General features: G+C 60.6%; 20 protein-coding genes. All 20 read left to right on the top strand.

Annotation, left to right across the window (positions count from 1 at the left end; genetic code table 11):
* The first annotated feature begins 27 nt into the window (after positions 1-27).
* The 20 genes from GJU48_RS12010 (at position 28) to GJU48_RS11920 (ending at position 26023) form a co-directional block, all read left to right on the top strand.
* A complete protein-coding gene (locus GJU48_RS12010; RefSeq protein ID WP_155296000.1) occupies positions 28-795 on the top strand; it encodes a type VI secretion system ImpA family N-terminal domain-containing protein in 768 nt (255 codons plus the stop codon).
* Positions 756-1559 (top strand): type VI secretion system domain-containing protein, encoded by an 804-nt coding sequence (locus GJU48_RS12005; RefSeq protein WP_155295999.1) that lies wholly within the window; start codon positions 756-758, stop codon positions 1557-1559. The genes GJU48_RS12010 and GJU48_RS12005 overlap by 40 nt, the downstream gene beginning before the upstream one ends.
* A gap of 53 nt (positions 1560-1612) precedes the next feature.
* Positions 1613-2110 (top strand): type VI secretion system contractile sheath small subunit, encoded by a 498-nt coding sequence (tssB, locus tag GJU48_RS12000; RefSeq protein WP_083358409.1) that lies wholly within the window; start codon positions 1613-1615, stop codon positions 2108-2110.
* 40 nt (positions 2111-2150) lie between these two features.
* Positions 2151-3602, top strand: coding sequence for a type VI secretion system contractile sheath large subunit (gene tssC, locus GJU48_RS11995; protein WP_371917680.1), 1452 nt, complete (start codon positions 2151-2153; stop codon positions 3600-3602).
* Between the two features lie 82 nt (positions 3603-3684).
* Complete coding sequence (gene tssE, locus GJU48_RS11990) at positions 3685-4104, top strand: type VI secretion system baseplate subunit TssE (protein ID WP_176462936.1); 420 nt, start codon at positions 3685-3687, stop codon at positions 4102-4104.
* A 7-nt stretch (positions 4105-4111) separates the two neighbouring features.
* The gene (gene tssF / locus GJU48_RS11985; RefSeq protein ID WP_094951066.1) at positions 4112-5824 is read left to right on the top strand and encodes a type VI secretion system baseplate subunit TssF; all 1713 of its coding nucleotides are present in this window, start codon (positions 4112-4114) and stop codon (positions 5822-5824) included.
* The gene (tssG, locus tag GJU48_RS11980; RefSeq protein WP_256589257.1) at positions 5821-6801 is read left to right on the top strand and encodes a type VI secretion system baseplate subunit TssG; all 981 of its coding nucleotides are present in this window, start codon (positions 5821-5823) and stop codon (positions 6799-6801) included. The genes tssF and tssG overlap by 4 nt, the downstream gene beginning before the upstream one ends.
* A complete protein-coding gene (gene tssH, locus GJU48_RS11975; RefSeq protein WP_094951064.1) occupies positions 6798-9419 on the top strand; it encodes a type VI secretion system ATPase TssH in 2622 nt (873 codons plus the stop codon). Before tssG ends, tssH begins: the two co-directional genes overlap by 4 nt.
* 91 nt (positions 9420-9510) lie before the next feature.
* The gene (gene tssI, locus GJU48_RS11970) at positions 9511-13626 is read left to right on the top strand and encodes a type VI secretion system tip protein TssI/VgrG (protein WP_155295998.1); all 4116 of its coding nucleotides are present in this window, start codon (positions 9511-9513) and stop codon (positions 13624-13626) included.
* Positions 13619-14566, top strand: coding sequence for a pentapeptide repeat-containing protein (locus GJU48_RS11965; RefSeq protein WP_094951061.1), 948 nt, complete (start codon positions 13619-13621; stop codon positions 14564-14566). Before tssI ends, GJU48_RS11965 begins: the two co-directional genes overlap by 8 nt.
* Positions 14567-14576: 10 nt before the next feature.
* Positions 14577-15227 (top strand): DUF3540 domain-containing protein, encoded by a 651-nt coding sequence (locus GJU48_RS11960; protein WP_083358417.1) that lies wholly within the window; start codon positions 14577-14579, stop codon positions 15225-15227.
* Between the two features lie 9 nt (positions 15228-15236).
* Positions 15237-15644 carry a DUF4150 domain-containing protein gene (locus tag GJU48_RS11955; protein ID WP_094951060.1) on the top strand — a complete coding sequence of 136 codons (408 nt, stop codon included), beginning with the start codon at positions 15237-15239 and terminating at the stop codon, positions 15642-15644.
* Positions 15641-16288, top strand: coding sequence for a type VI secretion system lipoprotein TssJ (gene tssJ / locus GJU48_RS11950; protein WP_094951059.1), 648 nt, complete (start codon positions 15641-15643; stop codon positions 16286-16288). The genes GJU48_RS11955 and tssJ overlap by 4 nt, the downstream gene beginning before the upstream one ends.
* A gap of 40 nt (positions 16289-16328) precedes the next feature.
* The gene (gene tssK, locus GJU48_RS11945) at positions 16329-17714 is read left to right on the top strand and encodes a type VI secretion system baseplate subunit TssK (protein ID WP_094951058.1); all 1386 of its coding nucleotides are present in this window, start codon (positions 16329-16331) and stop codon (positions 17712-17714) included.
* Entirely contained in the window at positions 17711-18379 is a 669-nt protein-coding gene (locus tag GJU48_RS11940; RefSeq protein ID WP_094951057.1) for a DotU family type IV/VI secretion system protein, read from the top strand. The genes tssK and GJU48_RS11940 overlap by 4 nt, the downstream gene beginning before the upstream one ends.
* 1 nt (position 18380) lies before the next feature.
* Positions 18381-18971, top strand: a complete 591-nt coding sequence (locus tag GJU48_RS25215; protein WP_256671233.1) for a hypothetical protein — start codon at positions 18381-18383, stop codon at positions 18969-18971.
* Positions 18904-22068, top strand: a complete 3165-nt coding sequence (locus tag GJU48_RS11935; protein WP_256671243.1) for a type VI secretion system protein — start codon at positions 18904-18906, stop codon at positions 22066-22068. The genes GJU48_RS25215 and GJU48_RS11935 overlap by 68 nt, the downstream gene beginning before the upstream one ends.
* Positions 22065-24770 carry an ATP-binding protein gene (locus GJU48_RS11930; protein WP_094951055.1) on the top strand — a complete coding sequence of 902 codons (2706 nt, stop codon included), beginning with the start codon at positions 22065-22067 and terminating at the stop codon, positions 24768-24770. The genes GJU48_RS11935 and GJU48_RS11930 overlap by 4 nt, the downstream gene beginning before the upstream one ends.
* Before the next feature lie 3 nt (positions 24771-24773).
* Positions 24774-25418: a two component system response regulator gene (locus GJU48_RS11925; RefSeq protein WP_094951054.1), complete on the top strand. Its 645-nt coding sequence runs from the start codon at positions 24774-24776 to the stop codon at positions 25416-25418.
* Positions 25419-25534: 116 nt separating this feature from the next.
* Entirely contained in the window at positions 25535-26023 is a 489-nt protein-coding gene (locus GJU48_RS11920) for an Hcp family type VI secretion system effector (RefSeq protein WP_083358425.1), read from the top strand.
* Positions 26024-26174: the final 151 nt, after the last annotated feature.

Below are 26174 nucleotides of genomic sequence, written 5' to 3'. Positions count from 1 at the left end.
CCCCTATTGTGGGAGGCACACGAACCGATGCACAGTGATCAGCAACAGAACGGCTCTTCGCCTAGCAGCGGGCAACCTCTGAAAAGTGACAGTTTGCGCGACAGCGCCATGTTTGCAGCGGCACAGGCCGAAATCGATAAGCTCAATAATATTCACGCGGTTGAACCCGTGGATTGGCAGCGGTTGTCGACGCTCTGTGAGCTTGTTCTCAACAACGAAGGCAAGGACCTGCGGGTTGCCATTTGGCTGTTGTGTGCATGGACCAAGTTGCGTGCAATGGCAGGACTCTGCGCGGGTGTGCACCTGCTTAAGGAGATCGTGTGCCTGCATTGGGACGCCGTGACGCCACCCTCTTCGCGTTTGCGCGCTCGGCGTAATCACGCCCAATGGCTGATCGAGTGGTTGGACAAGACCTTGGTAGAACCTTTCAAACCGCTGGACAGGCTGGCGGCTGAGCGCCTGATCAGCGATTGGGATGCAATCGATGCGTTATGGCGTATGAAGGACGACCAAGCGCCCAGCTTTGCCAAATTGCGTCGTCGCCTGGAACAAATACCCTGTGTTGAGGCGCAGGCGCCCCAACAGGTCACAGTGCAGCCAGCTCAGGAGCCCGAGGTTGCTGACGTCCCAATCAGTGGCCTCCCCGCACTGGCCGCGTCGGACGTCCCCTTATTGGACAGCGGTGACGCTATCAACCCATCGACAGCAGTGTCGAGAAGGTGTTCGAGTTGCTGGGCCCGGTGCAGTCTCACTGCATGGATCAGTTTCCCCTACTGCCGTTGGCCTATCGGCTGAATCGTCAGGCGGCGTGGATCACGCTCGACGAGCTGCCTCCCAGCCAGGGTCAGGCAACTCGCCTGCCAGCTCCGCCGCTCACGCTGCGAGACAGTGTCCTGCGTTTGCAGAGCAGCGCGAAGCCGTTGGAGGTGGTGCGCTTTTGCGAAGCTCGGCTCAGCAGTTATCCGTTTTGGCTCGACCTGAATCGCGTCAGTCACGCAGCGCTTGTGAAGGCTGGGGCCAGTGCTGCTGCCAGAGCCTTGGCGCTGGAGGTGCAAGGGCTGGCGGCCCGACTTCCGGGAGTGGTCGAGTTGACCTTCGCTGACGGTACGCCGTTTGCCGATGGCCCCACCCGGGCGTGGCTGGAAAGCCTGGCGCCGTCTACCCCCGTGGTGCCCGCAAACGATCGCATTGAGGCCTGTATAGACGCCGCGCGACACATGGCCAATGAGGGGCGGCTTAACGATGGCTTAGCCGAGCTTCAGCGCTGCATTACCTACACCGCCAGTGCGCGCGACCGTTACAGGCTGCGCGCCTCGCAGTGCGTACTGGTTTATCGGTACGACCCACACCCGGATCTGTGCATTGCGTTGGAGGGGCTGCTGGCGCAGGCCGACGAGCTCAACCTGGAGCAATGGGAGCCGGAACTGATCAAGCCACTGCTGCAAATGATGCTTGAGCACAGCGCCTCGCTTGAATGGTCCCGGCGCTTGTCGCGCCTCGATCTCGACGGCTTCTGGCGCAAGCGCTGTGGGCAACGTGCGGATTGCGCCAACGACTGAACCCGTGACAAGACGCGACCGCGTGTGCGAGTCGCCCACTGAGGAGAAACACCATGGCAAGTGACGGTTCTGTCGCGCCTAAAGAGCGCGTCAATATTGTCTACAAACCGGCGACAGGCGATGCCCAGGAGCAGGTCGAGCTGCCGCTCAAACAACTGGTCATTGGTGACTTCACCCTGCGTGAAGACGACACCCCTGTCGAAGAACTCAAGCCTATTCGGGTCGACAAGGACAACTTCACCGACGTGCTCAAAGGCCAGAACCTGCATCTGCAAATGTCCATCGCCAACTGCCTCTCGGAAGACGCTGCGCCGGATGAACGCCTGGCGGTGAATCTGACGTTCGAGTCGATTCGTGACTTTGAGCCGGATGCGCTGGTGGAACAGGTACCGGAACTCAACCAATTGATTGCCCTGCGCGACGCACTTAAAGCTTTAAAAGGCCCATTGGGCAATGTGCCCGACTTTCGCAAGGCGCTACAGGCGTTGATCGAGGACGAAGGTGCACGTGCCCGCTTGCTCGGTGAGCTGGGCGTTGAGGAAAAGGAGTAGAGCCATGACTCAAGAAGACACCCAGACCCCGGCCGCGCAAATGCCAGCCACGCAACAGCCAGGCTCGCTGCTGGATCAATTGATCGAAACAGCCCGCATAAAGCCCGGCGACGAAGCCTACTCCGTGACGCGCCAAGGTTTGGAGGCATTTGTCGCACAACTGCTTGAGCCCAGTCGCGCGGTTGAAAAAGTCAGCGCCAACCTGATCGACGACATGATTGCTGCGCTGGACGCCAAGCTGTGCCGTCAGGTCGACGCAATCTTGCACGATGAGCGTTTTCAAAAACTTGAGTCGTCATGGCGCTCGTTGAAATTCTTGGTTGATCGCACTGATTTTCGTGAAAACAACCGCCTGGAAATGCTCAGTGTGGCCAAGCAAAAACTCCTCGATGACTTTGAAGATGCGCCGGAAATCACCCGCTCGGGCCTGTACAAGGCGGTCTACAGCGCGGAGTTCGGGCAGTTCGGCGGCCAGCCGTTCGGCGCCATTATCGGCAATTTCGAGTTCAGCCCTGGCTCGCAGGACATCAAGCTGTTGCAGTCCATCGCGTCGGTATCAGCCATGTCGCACGCGCCATTTATTGCAGCAGCAAGCCCGCAATTCTTTGGTGTCGACAGCTTCTCCCAACTGCCCAACCTGAAAGACCTGCAGGCGGTTTTCGAGGGGCCGCAGTTCACTAAGTGGAATGCGTTTCGCGAGAGTGAAGACTCGCGATTCGTAGGCTTGACCTTGCCGCACTTCTTGCTGCGTACGCCTTACGGAGAAGAGACGGTGCCGGTCCGCAAGTTCCGGTACAACGAAAACGTCACGGCCAGCAACCGCGACTTCCTGTGGGGTAATGCGGCCTTCGCGTTTGCCAGCCGATTGTCCGACAGCTTCGCGCAGTATCGATGGTGTGCCAACGTCATCGGCCCGCAAGGTGGCGGTACGGTCAGCGACTTACCGATCTACAACTACGAAGCGATGGGTGAGGTGCAGACCAAGATCCCCACCGATGTGCTGATCTCCGAGCGACGCGAATTCGAGCTGGCCGAGCAGGGTTTTATTGCGCTGACCATGCGCAAAAACACCGACAACGCCGCGTTCTTCTCCGCCAACTCTTGCCAGAAGCCCAAATACTTCGGCAATGACAAAGAAGGCAAGGATGCGGAGTTGAACTACAAGCTCGGCACGCAGCTGCCTTACATCTTCGTGGTCAGCCGCCTGGCTCACTACATCAAGGTGATCCAGCGCGAAAACATTGGTGCCTGGAAAGAGCGCGGCGACTTGGAGTCAGAACTCAACGGCTGGATCCGTCAATACGTCGCCGACATGGACAACCCAGCCGTGGGCGTGCGTAGCCGCCGGCCATTGCGTCAGGCGCAAATCAGCGTCAACGACGTCGACGGCGACCCGGGCTGGTACCGGGTCAGCCTCAAGGTCCGGCCGCATTTCAAGTACATGGGTGCCTCGTTCACCTTGTCGTTGGTCGGCAAGCTGGACAAGAGCTGAAGGCCCGCTGTTGCGCACGCTGCGGTCATTCGCCCTGACGATGGCCGCACCCTTTGAATGATGAGTTTATGAGGCCTCGGTGATGAAAGAAAAACGCCTGCTGGAACGCATTGGCGCCCTGCAGTTGGGCAGCGAACGCTCCCACCTGACCCAGGCTCAAGTGCTGTTGGACTCACTGATGGCGCATCTGAGTCGAATCCTCAACACGCGCCAAGGCAGCGTGCCGATAGACCCGGAATTCGGTGTGCCCGACTTCACTAACCTGGCCGGCAGTTTCGCCACTGGAGAAACCACGCAAATCATCGAGCACATGACACGTATGGTTGCGCGTTACGAGCCCCGCCTGAAATCCCCCTGCATCACGCTGGCCGAACACGGTCGCGAGGTACTGTCGTTGCGCTTCATGCTCGATGGACTGGTGGCGATCGATAATCGCGACATCCCCATTCACCTGTCGACCCTCGTCTCCTGCGACGGGCGTGTCTCGCTGTCGATGCGCTAGGTGGACCATGCAGAACATCTACTATCAGAGTGAACTGAATAACCTGCGGCATCTGGCCGATGAGTTTGCGCAGCGCAACCCTGCCTTGGCGCCCTTGCTCGGCAACGGCTCGGCCAGCGATCCAGATGTAGAACGTCTGCTCGAGGGTGTGGCCTTTCTCACGGGCATGGTGCGTCAGCGACTGGACGATGAGTTTCCCGAATTTGTCCAGGAGTTGGCGCAGTTGCTCTATCCGCAGTACTTGCAGCCACTGCCGTGCATGACGCTGTTGCAGTTCGCGCCGCGTACGCCGCTCTCGCAGACCCTGCCTATCGACAGCGGATGCGAAGTGGCTTCCGTACCCATTGACGGCCATCGCGTGCGCTTTCGTAGCACAATGCCGGTCGACCTTGAGCCCGTCACACTCACCGGTGCGCGCTGGGACGGCGGTACCGCAGAGAGCCGCAGCCTGGTGCTGGACCTCGCGCTGACAGTCGCGCCCAATGACCTGAACACCGACAGCCTGACCTTCTACCTGGGGGACCCCTTCAGCGAAGCCTGCGCCCTCCTCCGCCTGCTGGACCAGCATGTGCGGGAAATACGCATCCAGGGTGAAGGCCTGCCGATGACGTTGCTGCCGGCAAGCTACATCCAACCCTGTGGATTTGATCGCGAGCACGCGCTGCTGCCCTATCCGGACGCCGCGCACCCTGCCTACCGTGGCTTGCAGGAATACTTCGCGCTGCCGGAGAAGTTCCTGTTTGTGCGCTTGAGCGGTTTGCAGCGCTGGCGCAACCGAGGCGAGCGCACGCGCATGAGCATCAAACTGGTGTTCGACAAGGTGCCTTCTTGGGCGCCGCCAATAACCGAAAACAGCTTCATGCTCGGGGTAACACCGGCGGTCAACCTGTTCACCCAGGACGCGTACCCGCTGCGGGTCGATCATCGGCAAGCCGAATATCGCATCCAGCCTTCGAACCAGCCCCAGCGCCAGCGCTTACGTATTCATTCGGTGCTGAGTGTCAGTGCTTACTCGGGAACCGGCAACGAAAAAACCTTGAAACCCTTTCACACCATTTACCAGCGCGATGCGTTCAACCTGCGTATACGCCAAGCCAGCAATGACATACGTGACTACGAGCACTTTATCAGCCTGCCGTATGCCGACCGCAAACCCCCGGAAGACCTCACCCTGTCGATTTCGCTCCTGTGCACCGACGGCCCAGCGCCGGAAAGCTTGCATCCCGGAGACCTCAACCAACCGATGGATAACACACCGGCACGCGTCACCCTGCGCAACATTCGCGGGATAACCGCCAGCCATCCGCCCAAATATCAGGACCCGTTGCTCTGGCGCATGCTGTCCCAGTTGAACGCCAACCACTTTAAGCTGCTGGATGCCGATTACCTCAAGAGCCTGCTCAAACTCTACCTCCCAAGTGCGGATGAAAGTGGGCAAGACGCCAATAACCGGCGCATCAATGGCATCGAAAAAGTCCTGGCCACTCAGGAGCGGCGCTTCATCAATGGCCTGCCCATCGAAGGTACGGTGGTCCATTTGCAGTGCCGCGGCGACCACTTCCTTGGGCCTGGCGGGCTCTACCTGTTTGGCGTAGTGCTTGATGAGTTCTTCGCAGGCTGTGTGGCGCTCAACAGCTTCGTGGCACTCAAGCTGTATGACAGTGTGAACCAAGAGACACTCTCATGGCCGGCGAAAATCGGTCGGCAACGCCTGCTATGACTCAGCATCCCCTGCTGGCCAAAGGTCGCGACTATGCTTTTTTCCAGGCATTGCGCTTGCTGCGCCTGCGCTTCCCAAACGATGAGGCCTTCAGCGACGGCGTGCGAATACGCCCAGACTTGGGCTTGGGGTTCCCCGAGTGCGACGTTTTAGCCATCGACCAAGACCCCAGTGGGCGCTACCACCTGCAAGCCAGCTTCTTTGGCCTGTATGGCGTGACGTCGCCGCTGCCGACGTTCTATACCGAAGACTTGATCGACGAGCAGTTACAAGGCCATAGCGCCGGCCGCGACTTTCTCGACATATTGCACGCCGCGCTGTACCCGCTGCTGTTTCGTGCCTGGGAAAAGCATCGCCTGTGGATGGCGATTGGCGAGCGGCGTGACCTTGGGCGCCTGAACCTGGTGCGCTCGCTGATTGGCCTGGCAGACGCCGACCCGCAGTGGCGCCAGCAGGCGCCGCAATTATTGCGCTACGCCGGCATTTTCAACCAGTTCCCACGCTCTGCACTGGGTTTGGAGCAACTGCTGCGCAGCACGCTGGACGGCGACCCCGTAGAGGTCGTGCCCTGTGTGCTGAGCCAAGTGCCGATTGATGACCAGTCCCGCTGCCGGTTGGGTATGCAGGGCAATGTGCTGGGCCAAGACAGCCTGCTGGGGCAACAGGTCAGTGACCGCAGCAGCACCTTGGATATCCGTATCGGCCCACTGGACGCCTTGCGTTTTCACCTGCTGATGCCAGGTGCCACGCTCTACAAACGTATCGAACGATTAACTGCGTTGTACCTGCATACCCCGGTCAACTGTCGGCTGGTATTGAGCCTCAAGCCCGCACAACAGGGTGGCACCCGTTTGGGGGACGGCTGGCACCGCCTGGGTACCAACACTTGGCTCGGCCACACGGTCAATCAGGGCAAGGCGTTATTCATGCTGGCCGGGACACAGAGTCAGAGCGCCCAACCGAGGAGCGAAAAATGATCCAGGTAGAACTCAAACCGCTGTTTGCAAGGCTCAACAGCTTCAGTAGTCAAGCACTGGAGAATGGCGCCGGCATGACGCTGGCGCGCGGGCATTACGAGATTACCCTCGAACATTTCCTGCACCCGTTGCTGCAAGACCCACAGGCCGATGTTGCGCTGATTCTGGCGTATTTCGAGGTGGACGCCTTGCGCCTGTCAGCTCAGATTGACGATAGCCTGGCGCAGTTCAAGCAGGGGAACCCTGGACGCCCGGTGTTTTCACCGCTGCTGACCGAATGGGTGCAAGACGCCTGGATCGCGGCATCGCTGATTGTCGGCAGCCCTTGCATCCGTACCGGAACGTTGCTGCTCGCGCTGATTACGCGCCTGGGCTACTACACGGCGGGGACCCGCTACGGCGAACTGCTCAAGGGTATTTCACGCGAGCGCCTGAGTAATGCGTTTGCCGATATCGTCGCGGGTTCCAGCGAAGGCCCATTAGCGCAGCTGCAAAGCGCGTCGCTGGCCGGCGGCGCGTCTGACGCCGGCGCCGGGGTCAATCGCGAAGACACCCTTGCACGCTTCTGCGAAGACCTTACCGCCAAGGCTGCCAGTGGTGGCATTGACCCGGTGTTCGGGCGCGACCAGGAAATTCGCCAGATGGTCGATATCCTCGCCCGGCGCCGCAAGAACAATCCCATTGTGGTCGGCGAGCCCGGCGTCGGTAAATCCGCCGTGGTCGAGGGCCTGGCACTGGCGATCCACCAAGGCGATGTGCCGGACTTTTTGCGCACGACTCGGTTGCTGAGTCTTGATATGGGTTTGCTGGAGGCCGGTGCCAGTGTCAAAGGTGAGTTTGAGCGTCGCTTGCGTGCCGTTATCGACGCGGTTAAGGCGTCCACCGTGCCGATCATTTTATTTATCGATGAAGCCCACATGCTGATTGGTGCCGGTGGGGCCAGCGGTGGTTCTGACGCCGCCAACCTGCTCAAGCCTGCGCTGGCCCGGGGGGAGCTGCGCACTATCGCCGCGACCACTTGGAGCGAGTACAAGAAGTACTTCGAAAAAGACCCTGCCCTCGCCCGCCGCTTCCAGGTGGTCAAGCTGGACGAACCGAGCGTGGCCACCGCTGTGCTGATTCTGCGGGGCCTCAAATCGCACTATGAAACAGTCCATGGCGTAAGCGTTCGCGATGATGCCATGATCGCCGCCGCCGAACTCTCCGACCGTTATATCACCGGTCGCTTATTGCCCGACAAAGCTGTGGATTTGTTAGACACGGCCAGTGCGCGCGTGCGTATTGGCCTGGACACGCGGCCCGCCGAGCTGGAACGCCTCGAGCGGCAGCAGGCGGCCTTGTCGCGTGAGCGCGAGGCCCTGGAACGCGATCGAAACCATGGCCATCCCGTAGACCCAGGGCGCGTACAGGCCATTGAACAAACACTGACTGAACTGGTTGTGGCGTACCAAGCGCTGGAAGTCCGCTGGCACGCTGAGCGTGCTGCGGCGTATCGCGTCCTTGAGCTGCGCGCACAGGGGCCACTCGTTAACGGCGCCGGCGCGGCATTGACCGAGGCCAGTGACAGGCTCAAGCACTTGCAAGGTGACGACCCACTGCTGTTTACAGAGGTCAACCCTGACGCCATCGCCAACGTTGTATCCGACTGGACCGGCATTCCCCTGGGCAAGGTTCTACGTGACAGCGCTGGCGGCGTAATGGCGCTGGCGGACAACATAAAAACCCGCATTCATGGCCAGGATGCTGCCGTCCAGAGCCTTTGCGACATATTGAAGGCGGCGCAGTCGGGCCTTCGCGATCCGCAACAACCATTAGGCGTGTTCCTGCTTGTGGGCCCTTCCGGTGTCGGCAAAACTGAAACCGCACTCGCAGTGGCCGATCACTTGTTTGGCGGTGAGCATGCGCTGACGACCCTCGCCATGAGCGAGTTTCAGGAAAAGCATACCGTGAGCCGCCTGGTAGGCTCGCCGCCAGGCTATGTGGGGTATGGCGAAGGCGGTGTGCTGACCGAAGCCGTGCGCCGCCGCCCCTACTCGGTGGTGCTGCTCGACGAAGTCGAAAAGGCTCATCTGGAGGTGGTCAACCTGTTTTATCAGGTATTTGACAAGGGCAGCCTGTGCGACGGTGAAGGGCGGCACATCGACTTCAGCAACACCGTGATATTTCTCACCAGCAACTTGGCGAGCGATGAAATCAGCGCGTTGTGCGCCGGCGATCGCCCGAGTGCCGACGCGCTTGTGGAGCGCATCCGACCCACGCTGTCGTTGCATTTCAAACCAGCGTTGCTGGCCCGCATGACCATCGTCCCCTACTTCACCCTGCAAGCTGAGCACCTAGTGAGCATTGTCGACTTGAAACTTGCGCGACTGGCTGCGCGCCTGCTGTCGTCGGCCAAAGTGCGCCTAAGCTTCAGCGCGTCGGTAGCCCGCACCCTGGCCGAGCGCTGCACGAGTGGGCAAAACGGCGCGCGCAACATCGACTTCATCCTGCGCACCAGCCTTACACCGCGGCTGTCGGACGTGCTGCTGGCGGCGTTGGCCGAACAGCGCGTACTCGCAGCCATCACGGTCGATGTGAACGTCAACGGTGAGTGGCTGATCGAGTCCGTGGCCAGCTGAACAATCAGGTCTTTACCCGAGCGCTAAAAAAACGAGCCCGCCCTACAGTGGCCCCGTGACTCGATTGCGCAGGTAACCAGGAGTTCAGACCATGACATCGACCGAGCTACCACTGTGCACGTTCCAAAGTGACGCGCTCGCCCTCGAACATTTGCTGGTTGCCAGCTGGCAGGGTGAAGATCTGTTATCGCGGCCGTATCGCTTCGAGGTGGTACTGGCGTCACTGGCTCCGTTGCTGAACGAAGACGCCATGCTCGGCGTTCCCGCACACCTGACGCTGTTTGACACCTTGGGCGCGGCGCATCCGTACCATGGCATCGTAACGTCGGTGGAGGTGCTGGACGCCGACGAGCTCTACCACTATTGCCGCGTGGTACTGGAGCCACGCATGAGCCGCTTGCGCCTGCAACGCTTCAGCGAAATCTGGCTGGATAAAAATCTGCCGGAGTTGGTGCGTGACATTCTCAAGCATGCCGACCTGACGCATGAAGGCCAGGGCTCGGACAGCACCAGCACGCAGGTCTTCGATTTCGACCTGCGCTTGCGGGACGACGACATTCCTCATACCCAAGCCAGCTTTACCTGCCAATACGAAGAGTCGAGTTTCGACTTTCTCTCTCGCCTGTTGGAATACAGCGGCTGCTACTACTTCTTCGAACAACAGGCTGAACAGGAAGCCCTGATCATTTGCAGTGACCGCAGCGCCCAACCCAGGTCCTTGCTGCCGGTGCGCTACCGCCCCTTGGACACCGCGCTGAACAATGATCTGCAAGCGGTCGCCCACAGCTTCATTCGTCGTACCGTGGTGCAGCCGGCGCACGTGGTGCTGCAAGACTTCTCCGCCAGCAACGCACAACGGTCGTTGCACAGCACCGCACCTGTGGCGGCCGGCTGCGTCGCCGGCAACGACCAGGCACCGGGCCCATCACCCGCGTTCAGCGGTGAATACGGTGTGTATGGCGAGCATTTTGGCAGTAACGATCAGGGTCTCTGGCTGGCGCAACGTCGCGCCCAGGCGTTGGGTTGCCGGCATCGGCTGTTTCAGGGCAGCGGTCATGTTGTCGGCCTTCGATCGGGTCGCTGCATGGCACTCACCGGCCATACCCACCCGGGTATGAATGCGGTCTACCAAGTGCTTGAGGTGCACCACAGCGGTCATCAACCTCTGCCTGCGACAAGCGACGATAAAGCACCCCGCGATACCCTGGTGCGCTTTGTGGTGATCCCCGCCGAGGTGCAGTTCCGACCACGCCTGGATACCCAAAAGCCCAACGTCGTCGGCGTGCTCAGCGCCGTGGTGGATGGCGACGACTGCGGCAAGCCGCTGCTCAACCAGCACGGTTGCTATAAAGTCCGCTTCCCGTTTATTCGCCATCAAAAGCCTGGCACGCGAGGCTCGGCGTGGCTGCGCATGGCGTCGATGTCTGCCGGCTCCAGCCATGGCATGCACTTTCCGCTGCTTAAAGGCAGCGAAGTGCTGGTGTCATTCCTTGGCGGCGACCCGGACCGGCCGATTATTGTCGGCAGCGTGCCGAATTCGGAAAACCCCAACCGGGTCAATGAAAAAAACGCCACCCAGAGTGGGCTGTCCACGGCGGGCGGGCACTTTCTGGCGATTGACGACCAACCTGGCGCTGCTCACATGCAAATGGGCGCGCCTGGCGGCAGCACCACCTTGACCTTGGGCAATGGCGAAATCGCTGGCGCACAACTGCGTACCAACGCGCATTTACACTTGACTTCGTCTTCGCTCCACCACGAGGTGCCCGGCGTATATTCAATGTCCATGGGCACCGGTGAGCCACCGCCAGCCAGTGGCAGCGGCCCAGAACCGGATGCCGCTGAGCCGGCGCAGCCAGCCGAGCCAAAAAAACCGCTGGGCAACCTCAACACAGGTAGCCATTGGGGTGGCCCGAGCTGGCTCAACCTCGGGGCCAAGGCCGACTACAGCAACGCCCCTACATTCTCGGCCGCACTCAAGACCGCTACCGTCCAGTCGGACGCCAGCTTTGGCGCACTCAAGCTCAGCCTCACTGGGCAAGCAACCTCTGTGGCCATGAATACGTCAGGCGTCAGCGCTTCAATGTCGTTTAACGGGATTGACTACTATTCGCCGCGGACTTGGCAGCGTGGTGTGGCCGGTGTTATGCCACGCACCACAGGCCCGCTCCTACCTTTGCCATTGGACCTGCACCATGCCTTCGGAGGGGCCGGCTGGGCGGACAATCCCGACGGCAGCGGTTATGTGGCTGATCCTGACAGCTGTGTGGGCACCTCGTTGCCACAAATCGAAGACGCACTTTCGCCCATGAGAGTGCCAGGGCAGACCCTGCCAATCGCCACCTTGGGCCCTCTGCCGCCGCATTGCCTGGAGCGTCGTGAGTGGTGGGGAACCTGCGATGCGCAATGGACCGCGCGTCGTGCGCCCTACCCACCACTGGATTGCGATGCCCGCTGGTTTGATGCGGTGCCCCAGGACCAATGTGCGCCTGGCTACTGGAGCGGCAACGAAGACTGGTGCGTGGAGGGCATGCACCCGCAGCACCCGCAGGTCAGTGGTTCGTTGCCGGCGTTGCGAGTACGTCTATTTGTGAAGCGAACGGCGCTTGCGCACGAGGTCGAAGAGCCGACTGTGCACCTCGACACGGTTTGGCTGTTCCCCGACGTTGAGCGGGTTTTGCTGCTGTACCGGGCCGAGGTCAGCGTGGCCGATCTTGACGGCGCCGATATTGCCCAACTCGGCGCACTGTATGAGTGCGCTGGCGCGCCCTGCGCAACCGTCGCCGCCTGCTGCGAAAAACTCTGGCCTTGCGTTAAACCGACGGCTGCGGCGATCCCAGCAGCACGGGAAACCGTCGACAAAGAGGTGATTATTCGCCGTATGCAGGCCTCGATTGACGCCCGTTACGCGACCTTCGCCGCCGAACAAGGCAAGGTACTGGAATGCGCCGCCAACCTCGGCAAACGCTTCGGTAAAACCTTGAACCGGGCCGACTACCCGGCCACTGCCCCTGACCTCGCGGCACTGATGCCACAGCCTGCGGCCAAGACCCCGGCGTTCGACCCGATGGCGCTTAAGGCGCGCATTCATACCGCTATTGAACACGCTCACGCGGCGGCCGAGAAGTTCCTGGACCAGACGGCGAGACACCTGAACATGCACCCCGAGGCGCTGCGCCAGCAGATCAAGCACGCCGAGCAAAGCGCCTCGCCCGCCCTCAAGATTGACCCATTGTCCAGTCTTGACTACCTGTCGCTGTCGCCGCAGCACAAAGCCTCATTGCACACGCAACTGAGCGCCGGCTTGCAACAGATGCGTGAGACAGAACAGCACATCAAGCAGACAATGCACGCACTGCGGGCAAAGTTACCGGGGGCCATTCCAGGCGCCAATCCGCTAAGAAACGCACCACCACCGACTGCCCACGGCGACCACATCATACCCAAGGCCGAGCCATGGACTCGCGCGTTACTGGAGGCTGCCCACACCCGTGGCGAGCACCTGGAAGGCGCGCATTTTGTCGACCTTGATCTGTCTTCCAGCGACTTGGCCGGCGCCACGTTGCAGCGCTGCGTGTTTGATCGCTGCGTACTGACTGGCGCTCAATGGCTGGGCGCCGACCTGACCGGCAGCATCCTGCGACATTGCGACCTGCGCCATATCAACCTACGCGACGCGCAGTTAGCTAAAAGCCGCTTCAACGCTTGCCTGTTGGACCATGCGCAGCTGGGCGGCGCCAGCCTGCAATCAGCGGCGTGGTCAGCGGTCAAGGGCCAAGACATTGACCTGACCAATGCCAAGGCCGCTGACCTGCAACTGGACCTGGATTGCCAACTGCCCGGCATTCGCCTGGACCACGCAGATCTCGCCAATGCCAGCCTGCAAGGCGCCTCACTGGTGGGCGCGAGCCTGCGTGGCTGCGACCTGCAAAACGCGCTACTCCACCAGTGCGACCTGCGCAGCAGCCACGGTTATCGCCTGTGCGCCCGCAATGCCGACTTCACTGGCAGCAACCTCAGCCACATACAGTGGGTGGGCGCCAACTTGCAGCAGGCCCGCCTGCGCAAAGTCCGGCTGGAGCAGGCCGACTTGCGCGACAGCAATCTGCATGCGGTGGCCAGCGAAGGCGCGCGAGGTCTTGGAGCACGCTTGCAGGGTGCTGTATTGAGCTATTGCCGTTTACCCGAGGAACTCAACAATGTCTGAACCAATGACCGCCGAACAGCTGCGCGCACGCATCGCTGAAGGCGGCGTACTGCGCGACCTCTGCCTGGCCGGCGGTGACTACCGGGGGATTGCTTTGCGCGATGCGCGCTTTGAGCAAGTCGATGCGCGTAATGCTTGCTTCAACGGCGCCGACCTCAAGGCCTGTACCTGGGTCGACTGTCAACTGGCGGGAAGCCACTTTTGCGGCAGCCATTTGCGTCAGGTCGACTTCAGGAATTGCCAATTCGATGGGGCAAACTTTGCCAAGGTTACGCTCGAAGGTGGCCGCTGGTTACGGTGCGAGGCCGTTGGATTGAGCCTCAGCGAAGCTAATGCCAGCAACCTCAGTTTTGTTGACTGCGCATTTTCAGTGCCCAACTTACGCGGCAGCGTCATGCGTCAATGCCAACTGGACCATATGAGCCTGTGTGATGCCGATGCCAGCTCAGTGCAATGGCATCAAGTGCGCGTGACCGACAGCCTGCTGCGCAACCTCTACATGATCGACGCACACCTTGAGCAATGTGCATTTGATCGCAGCAGCCTGACCGACATTGACCTGAGCCATGCCGAAACCCGCGCGCTGTCGCTGTACCAATGCCAGGGGACACGAGTGCGCTTCATCGCCACTAACCTGCTGCAGGCGATCTTTACCGACGCGCAGTTGAACGCTGTCGACTTCACCGACTGTGGGTTGATACAGGCCAACTTGAACGGTGCGCAGCTGCCCGGCGCACGCTTCTTGCGCGCGCGTCTGCGCTACGCGCAATGCATCTGTCTGCGTGCCCGTGGCGCCGATTTCACGGATGCCGATCTGTTTGGCGCCAACCTGCACGCCGCCGAACTGGACAACTGCCAGTGGCAAGGGGCACGGCTCGACGACATCTACCCTACCGACCCGCTACGCCTGGCCGCTGATTGCTGGCAGCCGACGCTGTAAGGAGAACATCATGCCACCGCACGTCCAGCCGCACAGTCAATACACGGCCACCTTGCACCATGCCCGGATCAATGCCCTGGAGGGTGAGCGTTTCGGCGTCGTCAGTAGCGACGGGCGACGTTTCTGGCTCAAACCCGCAGCCGGGTGCCTGCTACACCCGGCACTGGGCGATGCGGTGCTGATCTGCGTGGAGGGTGCGAGCGGCTACATCCTTACCGTGCTGGAGCGCGACAGCACCACGCCCGCACGCTTGAGTGTGGACGGCGACCTGCACCTGCAACTGCCAACAGGTGCGTTGCAGGTGCAGGCACGGGACGGTATCAACCTGGACGCCGGCGCCGCACTCGCCGTGCACAGCGCCAGCGTCCTGTTGCACAGCACCCACGCCTGCCTGACCACTAAAACGCTGCAGGTCAGCGGTGAACGCGCCGACAGCTATTGGCTGCAACGCCATGACACTGCGCTGCACGCGCACCAATACGTGCAGGTGCACACAGCGGAGTTCGGCGACAGTCGGCGCCGCGTGGAGGGGCACGAAGACCTGTACGCAGGCTCGGTCAGCCAGCAGGTGAAAAACGACTGGCAATTGCGTGGCGAAACCCTCGACCTGTTCGCCGACAGTACTGTCGCGCTGGATGGCCAGCGCATCAAACTCGGTTAGGAGCTCCCTATGTACATGCTGACCAATAATGGCGCGGTGGCAACCGCCACCGCACCCGACATGTGTAATACACCAAGCCCGGCCGGGCCTGTGCCAATGCCTTATCCCAACATTGCCGACACCAGCATGGCGGATCCCGGTGGCTTGGTTGCAAAAGTGCTGGTGATGGGCATGCCGGCGATGAACGTGATGAGCAAAGTGACAGTCAGCAATGGCGATCAGGCGGGCGCCGCAGGCGGCCTGGTCAGCGGCAGAATCATGGGTGAAATGACCTTCCTCAACGCCAGCACCTGCGTGATGGTCGGCGGCAAGCCTGCCGTACGGGTGACCTGCCTGACCGGCCATAACGGCGCGCCCCAGAATACCGTGGGTATGGTCAGCGCCCCCGGCCAGACTAAGGTCTTGGTGTTGCGATGAACACTGTTGCGCTGAAAACTGCTGCGCTGAAAACGATTGGCGTGCTGTGGCTCGTCCTATTCCTATTGCTCAGCGCCTGCAGCAGTAACGCCCTGACACCACAGCAACAGGCGCTGAGCGAGCTGAAATGGAATTACGCCGATGACAGCATTGAATTGACGCTGACCGCCGACAAAGATCTCAACCAATACGACGGCCAACCACACTCGCTCCTGTTGGTCGTGACCCAGTTCGCTCAACCTAACGCCTTCAGTGCCTATGCCGGCAGCAGTCAGCAACTGAGCAAGCTGTTGCTGATGCCCAGCGCACCGCCGGACCTGATTGGCCTGACCCGCCTGTTTATCGAGCCCGGCCAAACCCGTACCGTGCGCCTGCCACGCCTGGAGGGCGCAAAAATGGTCGGTATCAGCGCCGGCTACGCCCACTTGGACCCGCAGCGCAGCGTCAAGCTCTACCGCATTGGCGTGGACGTGACCTCCACCGGGTTCTTCAGCAAAACCTGGTCAGCCTGCCCCAAACCCCTCGCCATCCATCTACTGCTTGGGCCTGACGCGCTATTGCGCAGCCAGCAAAGCCGGCTGGCGAAGCCTGCCACCGAGCAGCCCGTCGAAGGCGAAATCAGCTTGCCTGGCGTGAGCCAATGATGGCTGTTGCGCGTGTTTCCTCTCTCTGTCGAGGTGCCCTATGAACATCGACAAACCGCTTTACTGGCATCAAGGCCTGTTCCTGCAACCGCAGCACTTTCAACACAATGACGCACGCCTGGAAAACCTCATGACCAGGCACCTGGCCTGCCTGCAACCGCATGCCTGGGGGCTTGTATCGATGCGCTTGAGTGAGGCGGCACTGGCGTCCCGTCAATGTCGATTTGAACAGCTGTCGGTGCGGTTTACCGACGGCAGCCTGGTGGAGTACCCCGGTAATGCCATGCTGGAGTGCCGCCCACTGGCGCAGGCAGACTTTGCCCGTGACAGCCGCACACTGTATGTCGGCCTCAAGCGCAGCCAGCCGGGCGAACCTGACGCGCAGGTATTCGAAGACCTGCAAGACGCCGAAAAAGCCAGCGTGCGCTTCGCGGTGAGGGCCGACCCGCAACCCCTGAATGATCGGCACGCAGAAGCCCCCGAAGCGCTGGTACGGCAAATGTGCTACGTCTTGCGCTTGTTCTGGGAAGAGGAGCTGGACAACCTCGGCGCCTATGAGCTGTTGCCTGTCGCGCGGTTGGAGCACGACGGTGACCGCATTCATTTGTGCGAACGTTACATCGCCCCTTGCGTGATGATCGGTGCCTCGCCAGCGTTAATGCAAACGTTGCGCGATACCCGTGACGAATTGGTCAGCCGAGCCCGACAGTTGGAGGTCTTCAAGCAATCAGGCGATGCGCGTTATGGCGACTTCGATGCCGCACACACGCAAAATTTGCTCGCATTGGTCACCCTTAACCGTTACGGCCCACTGCTGACGCATTTTCTAGAAACACCGCAAGTTTCACCGTGGCAGGTGTATGGGACGCTGCGCCAGTTGGTGGGTGAACTGAGTGTGTTCAGCGAGCGCTGCGACATGCTGGGGCAAACCGCCGATGGCCGTTCGTTGTTGGCGCCCTATCACCATGAAGAGTCCGGCCAGGCCATCACCTTGGCGGCTGGGTTAATAGGCCAATTGCTTAACGAGATCAGCGTCGGCGCAGAACTGCTGGTGCGGTTGCTGCCCAGCGATGGGTTGTTCCAGAGCGCCCTGCCTGACGCCTTTGTTGGCCCGCGCCACCGCTACTATCTAGTGGTGCGCAGCGAAGGTGATCCGACGCGACTCGCGCAGAACCTGGAACTGGACGGCAAGCTGGGCGCCCCGCAGCACATGCCTGACCTGATCAGCCGTGCATTACCGGGGGTTGAACTGATTTTCCTGCACGTGCCGCCGCAAGGCATGCCCCGCCGGCCCGGAGCCCTCTATTACCGACTGGAACCACTGAGTGACGCCTGGGAAAAAATCTGCAGCGCGCAGGCCGCCGCGCTGTTTATGCCTGATGCCCCGGCAGACTTGTTGGTAGAGCTGGTGGCGGTACGCGCATGAACGAAAGTCGCTTGGCCGACTGCTGGGTCGGCATCTTTGAAACCACTCATGGCGTCATCGCCGATCCCGCTGCGTCGGCGACCACCGCGAAAGCAACCCTCACCCACCAGCTGGACCTTGCGGTCGATCGCGCCCGTGAACTCGGTTACCTCGAAACGTGGGTGCGCGAATCACTGTTTTCGGTCGTGGCCTGGGTGGATGAAACGGCAATGACCACCCTGTGGTGCGGCGCCGTCGACTGGCGTCGGTCGCCCTTACAGCGCCACTACTTTTCTACCACACGGGCTGGGGTCGAGTTTTTCCAGCGCTTGCAGGCGCTACCGGAGGATGCCGGGCCGGTTCGCGAGGTGTTTGGCCTGGCCCTGCTCGCGGGTTTCGCCGGTCACTACGCAACGCGCCCAGGCGATGAACTGGCCGACTTTCGCCGCAAATGCCTGCAACGCATTGCCCGTGACGGCCAGATGCGCACGCTGGACGCGTCCAGCAGGTTATTTGCCCCGCCGTCATTCGGTGCCACAGCCGCGCGCGCGCAGACGCGTCGGCGAGTGCCCATGTTGGTGCTTGTCGCGTTGATCGTGATTCCGCTACTGGGCCTGGCAGCCCTTTACATCGGCCTGGACAGGCCGCTGGCAACGGCTGCCGCGATGCTGATGGAGACCCATTGAAATGTTGAAAAAAGCGCTAGTGGCGGTGTTCTGGATGGTCGCGCTGATGACGCTGGGGTGCGCCTGTTGGGTAGTCGTGGTGCTGTGCGGCTGGCCACTGTGGTGTTTGCCGTTGATGGTCATTGGTGTGTTGTCTGGCGGCTGGTTGCTGTTGTGGACCGTGCGGCAGTGGCAAGGTTGGCGCCTGCGCAAGCACCTGCAGCGTGACCTGCCGGACCGCGTCGCGCCCCTCAGCCCCGATGTCGATCAGTGCTGGAACGACGGTGTGCGCTTGCTGCGCCAGTCGCGTTTGGGCCGCTCGGGCTATTTTGGCTCGGCACTGCATGCCCTGCCCTGGTTCATGCTGCTCGGTGATACCAGCAGCGACAAAAGCACACTGCTGGCCCATAGCGGCTTGGCTACGCCGTTACGTTCAGCTCGGCATAAGGTTCTCAACTGGTGGTTCTTTGAACATGCGGTGGTCTCCGGTGGTACTCGACCCCGCCAAACCCTTGCTCGACTGCGCCAGTGCCTGGAAACGCCTAATGGTACGCCTGGCACGTTCACGGCGGCGCGAGCCGTTGAACGGCGTGATTCTGGCGATTGCGATTGAGCGTCTGCAAGAAACGAATAACGCTTACCTGCAAGCGCTTGGGCAGAACCTGCGTCAGCAGGTGGATGACCTGGTGACGGTGTTCGGAGCACGCCTGCCGGTGTACCTGGTGCTTACAGGCGCTGAGCGCATCGAAGGCATGCACGAATGGGCCGCCAGTCTCAATCAGGATCAACGCCAGCAGGCACTCGGTCTGCTGGCCGACGCGGGCGATGCAGATGCCCAGGGGTTTCTGGACAAGGTACTGGGGGAAATCGATCGTCGTCTCTTCGAACTGCGTATCGACCTTGGCCAGCGCGGGTTACCCAGTGCCCAGGCGCTGCATGTGCCTGAGCGCGTTGGTGCGCTGCGTCCGGCCCTCGAGCAATTGTTGTTACCCGCGTTTGACCGCAATCCGTACTGCGCCCCGCCGTTGTTGTCCGGCCTGTTTTTAACCGGCCAAGGTGTCGATGAAAATGGCAGCCCGGTCGGCTGGTTCAGCCGTGAGCTGTTTGACCGAGTGCTGCCTGTGCAACGCTTCGCGTATCGCTCCATCGACGGTTGGCGGCACTGGCGTCGTTGGTCAGGGCATGCAGCCATCGTGCTGTGGTTAGTCGCTTGCGGCGCCCTGGCCACGCTGCTGATTGACTCCAGCAGCCATGTGCGTCACGAACTGGACCTGATGACTCAGGAATGGCCGCGCACCCGCGCTTTTGGCAACGGGCTGGACCAGGATCTGCAAACCTTCCAGCAGCAGCACCAGTTCATCGAGAACCTTGAGCATGAACTGGCCCCGAGCTGGAAGCGCTGGCTGCCGTTTCACCACCGGGTCAGTCAAGTGATCGGCTACGACCGCGCGCGGTACGTCACCGCGTTCGACAATAACGTGCAGCGTCCTTTGTTCATGAAACTGCTGCCTGATCAGTTGCAAGCGATTGCGACCAGTCACAACGACACACTTATCGCCAGCTACGCGGAGCTGTTGGTACGGCAAATCAACTTGATCAATGCGCGGCTCGTCGGTGGTTCACTGGATGCCTTGCCGGGGCCGGGAGAACAATTGCTGCCGCTGCTGGGCCAATTGCTACCCGACCAGGTGCCCAGTGCAACGCAGGCGCGCTCGTTGAGTCACAGTTTCAAAGCTTATCTGAGGTGGCAAACCGACGAGCAAGCCCTGGTTGAAGAGCGTGCCAACGCCCTGCGCCAGCTTAACGGCCTGGGGCTGGCCACTCGGTCGTTGTCTTGGCTGGAGGCCTGGGCGGACCAGCAGTCCCAATTGCCCAGCCTGCGTTATTCTGACTTCATGCAGGTGCCACCCTCTGCCGACGCGGCCCTGCCCCGGGCGTTCACCGTTGAGGGACGCAATGCGATTCTGGGCTTCATTGATGAGTGGGTCTGTGCGATGGGCAATCAGGCCGAATGGAAAAATCAACGTGAGCATTTTCTTGTTCAGTATCAAAATGACACGCAGGATGCCTGGTATCGCTTTATCGAAGGTTACCTCTCGATGAATCCAGCTGATCGGGACAATCAAGCTCAATCGCGCGACATCCTCAGCACTGTTGGCACAGCGCGTGAGCCCTCCCGCCAACTGCTGCAACGCGCCGCCGCGCGTGTCGCACTGATCCCGGTGGCCAACCGCAGGCCCTGGGCACAGTTGAGCGTGCACGTGAACCGTCTGCTTGAACTGGCGCAAACAGCGCCTGCGTCGGGTCACGCCAGCCTGCTTGGCAACTTACGCACCGCGAATGACCTGGGTAGCGACGTGCTCAAGGGCAGCGTCAGCAGCGGTTCCGTCGCAAAGGGCGTGGATGCCGTGAACACCGATATGAGCCAGGCAAAAGCGCTCAGCCAGTTCAACCAAAAGCTGCAGGCGGTGGCGACCGACCTGCGCAAGAGTGATGCACAAGCGTTCCAGGTGGCCCTCGATAATTGGGGCTATGGCAATGATCCGTCGATCAAATCCGCGGGCCTGTGGGAAGCACAGGACCTGCGCGAAGGATTGCGCCGACAACTGACACAAGGTGACGCGAGCGAGCCGGTCGTGTGGAAACTGGCTTTCGGTGGCCTGGACTTTGCGATGGACTATGCCGGGCAGGTTGCCGCTTGCCAGTTGCAGCAAGACTGGAACAGCCAGGTATTGAGCGCCGTGGCGGGTGTGCACGACCCGGTGGTGTTGACTGACACGCTGTATGGCGAGCGCGGTCAAGTGCCCAAGTTTCTCACAGGCCCGATCAAGACCTTTATCCAGCAGGATGCACAGGGTTTCAAAGCGGTTACTGCATTGGGGCATAAATTGCCCTTCAACGATGGGTTTCTCACCTACGCCGGGCGCCTGCAACATGCCCAGTCGGACCTGGCAGTGGCCAAGCGCCAAAACGCTGCGCAGCAGGCTGAACGCCAGGCGCAACGACAAAACCTGCAAGCTGCGCAAAAGGCGTTGCAGGCACAGCAAGCGACATTGCAGCCGCAGCTCAACCTGCCAGCCAATGCCGCCGTGGTCGGCATCCAGGCGACGCCCGTGTCGATCAACCTTGGCGCCAGGCAATTACCCCAGCAAACCCGACTGACATTGCAATGCAGCAGCCACTCAAACGTGCTGGATAACTTTAATTTCCCTACCAGTACCGACTTCGCGTGGGCGCCCGGGGCTTGCGGCGATGTCAGCCTGCAGGTACGGTTTGCACATTACACACTGATTAAACATTGGCCCGGTGCGCAGGGGTTCATCGACTTTTTGCAGACGTTTGCCAGCGGTCAGCGCACCCTCACCCCTGACGACTTTCCCGAGCAGCGTGACCTGATGGCCAGCGATAACATTACCCACCTGACACTCACCTACCGCTACACCGGCGCCGACAGCTTGTTACGTACCGAACAACAAGCTCAGGCGGCGAGTAGCCAGGCCAAGGCGATTGATGAACAGTTGAAGACCATCAATGACCAACTGACGACCATGGATGCCCAGGACGCGGCAGAGACAATGGGCGAAGCCGCGCAGGGCAGCGTTACCGAACGGCGGTTGGCTGCGCAGCGCCCCCCGGCGCAGATTGCCTACTGCCGGGCGTACGCCCCTGAGCCTGGATTTTCGTCCACCCTCAAGGCACCGCCTGAATGAAAGCGTTATGGCGCAGGTCCCTGGCGTTGCGCATCACCTGCGCGCTGGTAGTGGTGCTGGCGGGCAGTTGGTGTGTAGCAACCGGGCTGAGTGCGTGGCGTGTCTACCATCAACTGGAGCGTGAGTCACTGCAGGAGCTCAGTCAACGCGTGGAGCTGATCACTCGCGTCGACAACGATGATTTGCAAGAGGTCGCCGATGGCGCGCGCAGGTTATTGCGACTATGGCGCAGCCCGGTGAGCGAAGAACTCGACATGCCGTCACCGCGCAGCACGCTTTACTGGCTTTCCGACCCGGGTGCCAAGCCGTCGACGAAACTGCCCCGTGCCGCTGTGGCTGCGGAAGCCTATGGCGCTGCGGGTCAGTCGATGATTGTTGATACGTTTTTCTACTTTCCAGGTGTCGGCGCGGCCTTTTCCACGGGCCCCTACCCCATCAAAGGATTCACCGCCAGCCGTGCCACCTACCTGCGAGACTTGAGTAAACGCCTGCCCGATGCAAAGGCCGACATCGTCTGGGATGGGCCTGTCTATGATGCCCATACCGGGCAGCAACTGATCACCGTGGCCGCTATAGGCCGCGACAAGAACGGTAAGGTGGAAGTCATTACCGGTTATGACCTGCAACTCAATGACCGTTTTGCGCGCATGTCGCAGTTACTGCGCGGGTACAACGGCTTCATCATCGACCACACGGGGCTGCCCATCGCATCGCTGCCCGCAGGCGCACCCAGAGACTACCAGTACCTGACGACGCCGTTACCGGGCCTGGACATACATGGCACCTTTCCTCAACAGCTCAAACTCAGCCATGGCACTGCGGTGGTCGCGCGCCTGGACGTACTGGATTGGTACCTGGTGTCGCTTTACCCACGAGCGCGTCTGCGCGCCAACACCTTGCAACTGATCATGAACGAAGCGCCGTTTGCCATCATCGGTCTGGTGCTGTTGACGCTGGGCTTGCTGACCGTACTGCGCCAACAACTGGCACGCCCGCTGGCCGGCTTCGCCCAGGCCATTGAAGAAACCCGCCACTCCGATGATCTGACACGCCGCTTGCCGGTGGTACGTGACGATGAACTGGGGCGTTTTGCCCGCGCCTATAACGACCTGCTCGACACCGTTCACCGGGAGCGCCTGGGGCTTGAAAGCCAAGTACAAGCACGCACTTGCGAGTTGCGTGAAGCGTGGCAGAGCGCCGACCGGGCGAATCTGCTCAGGGGGGAGTTCCTGGCGAACATGAGTCACGAAATTCGCACCCCGCTCAACGCGATCATCGGCATGAGCCATCTGCTCGCTGACACGTCTGCGGGCGCGCCAGAGCGGCGCTTCGTTGCTTCTATCCGCGATAACGGTGATGCGCTGCTGGCACTGATCAACGACATTCTTGATTTCTCCAAAATAGAGTCGGGCAACCTCACCGTGGAACACACGCCCTTTGACCTGGCGGCACAGGTTGCCGAGGCGATCAACGTGCTCACGCCGCGTGCTCAAGAGAAACGCCTGCGCCTTAGCGTGCACGTCGCCGGCGATGTGCCGACTGGCGTCAAGGGCGACCCGCTGCGCTTGCGCCAGATACTGCTCAACCTGCTCGGCAATGCCATCAAGTTCACCCCGAGCGGTTCTGTGCGATTGCTGGTGTGGAAGGGTTCGGAGGGCAACGTGGGTTTTAGTGTCGAAGACACAGGTATTGGTATTGCCGAGGATAAGCAGGCGCAGATTTTCGATGCTTTTCGCCAAGCCGACGCCTCGACCACCCGTGAGTACGGCGGTACTGGGTTGGGCCTTTCAATCAGTCACCGCCTGGCGCAGCTCATGGGCGGCGAGTTAAGGGTCAAAAGCGCACCGGGCAACGGCTCGACGTTTACCCTTGTGCTACCCCTGCCGCCCCTGGCCGCTGATGAACCTATCGTAGCGCCGGTACGCGAGGACATGGACACGCTGTGTGGCCACGCTTACCAACTCAACGTTCTGGTGGTTGACGATGTGCCGACCAACCGTGAAATCGCCTGCCTGTATCTTGAGCGGTTCGGGCATCGCTATCAGTGCGCGAGCAATGGAGAGCAAGCCTTGCAACTGCTGGGCAAAGTGATCTTCGACGTGGTCTTGATGGACAGCCAGATGCCGGTAATGGGTGGGGTGGAAACCATCCGCAAATTACGCTCGGGTGCGTACGGCGTGCTCGACGAAGAGACGTGGGTGATTGCACTGACAGCGAATGCCATGACGAGTGACCGCGAAGAGTTCCTGCGCCAAGGCGCCAGTGCCTACCTGGCTAAACCCGTGTTGCCAGGCCAACTGTTCAGGGCGCTGGAGAGCGCCATTGCCTGGCAGATCAAGCGCGGCATGGAGCTTGCGCCCATGCCCGTGGGCAACATCAACCCCCAGCAGAGTAATACCGCTCACGTCTCACCCACCTCACCGCTCATGACGCCGCGCCTGCGCGAACTGTTTCGTGTCGACACCCAGCGTTTACTCGGTTTGATGCGCACGGCCTGCGATGCGGCTGATCATGCTGAGCTCGCGCATCTGGCACACACACTCAGAGGCACCTGCGGGCAATTTGGCGAACGGGAACTGGAGCATCTCGCCCGCCTGCTTGAGGACAGTACAGAACAACAATACGCTAACTGCGAAGCCGCTTTGCGCAGTCTTGAAACTGCGTGCGCGCGGCTGTTTTGCAATAACGCCCTCAAAGGATGACCTATGGCTGACTATCGGATCGTGGTAGTAGATGACCACCCATTGATGCGTGAGGGTTTGCGTGCCCTGCTGCTTGATGTACCTGGAATCAGGATCGTCGGCGAAGCCGAGAATGGCCGCCAGGCATTGGATGTCTGTCGCGCCCTGGAACCGGATTTGCTGCTGCTGGACCTGAACATGCCGGTGATGGACGGCATTTCCGCATTACCGCTTATACGCCAGCGCTGGCCGAGTATTCGCATCCTGGCCCTCACCTCGCGTCTCAGCGAGCAAAACGCCGCCCTCGCGCTGGATGCCGGCGCTGATGGTTACGTGCTCAAAAACAGTACCAGTGACGTGCTTGTCACGGCTATTGCCACCTTGCTCACGGGCAAGCCGTTTCTGGATGCGCATTTAAACACCGACCAGGTCGCTGCACTGCGCGCCAACAGCAGCACACAATCAGGCATCACTCTGACCGATCGCGAGCGCCAGGTGCTCAAATTGGTGGCTGAGGGCGCGCGCAACCGCGATGTTGCCGAGCTGCTATGTATCAGCTTGAAAACCGTCGAAACCCATCGTTTGAACTTGATGAAAAAACTCGATGCGCACAATGCTGCGGACCTTACTCAATGGGCATTCAAGCTGGGCGTGTGCATCCAGGAGTGATTCAGGTATTCACCGGAGGGTGGCGGCTGCCAGCCCTCAGTAATCTGACTCCATCGCGAAGCGGCTCGAGGCCCATCGCGTATGTTCACCTCAATGAATGAACTGGAGTACTCGTTATGCCAATGCCCTGCTATCTCACACTGGAAGGCCAGAACCAAGGCAAAATCGAAGGTTCGACCAAAGTCCAGGGCCACGAAGGCAAGATCCTCGTGCAGGCCATAGACCACACCATCGAAATACCGAAAAACCCTCAAACCGGGCTCCCGACAGGCAAGCGCGTGCATGGCGCAATGACCCTCACCAAGGAAATCGACAAAGGCTCGCCCAAGCTTTTCCAAGCGCTGACGTCTGGGGAGCAAATGAAAACTGTGTCCCTGGAGTTCTATCGCATCTCGCCTAAAGGCACTGAAGAGAAGTACTACACGGTAAAGCTTGAGAATGCGGTGCTGGTGTCTATGAAGTCATGGACGCCTAACTGCCTGGACCCGAACAACAAGCAAATGGGCCACATGGAAGACCTGGCGTTTACCTACGAAAAAGTCACCTGGACGTACGAGCCCGACGGCATCGAAGCCGAAGATTCGTGGTTGGCACCTAAGGTATAGGAAGACAACGAAGGCTACGGCGACTAGCTCCGCGTAGCCTTCGCCCGCATTCGCAGGACGCTGTAGATCTCAGCAATCACCTGAGCCGTGGCGTCCTCGATCTGTTTATTGGACGCATCGTCAGGAAGCTCAGCAGACACTCCCAGGCTCA

This window comes from Pseudomonas sp. IB20, from assembly GCF_009707325.1.
Lineage (GTDB): Bacteria > Pseudomonadota > Gammaproteobacteria > Pseudomonadales > Pseudomonadaceae > Aquipseudomonas.
Note: the sequence above shows the minus strand (reverse complement) of the source record. Positions and strands in the feature narration are given on the sequence as shown.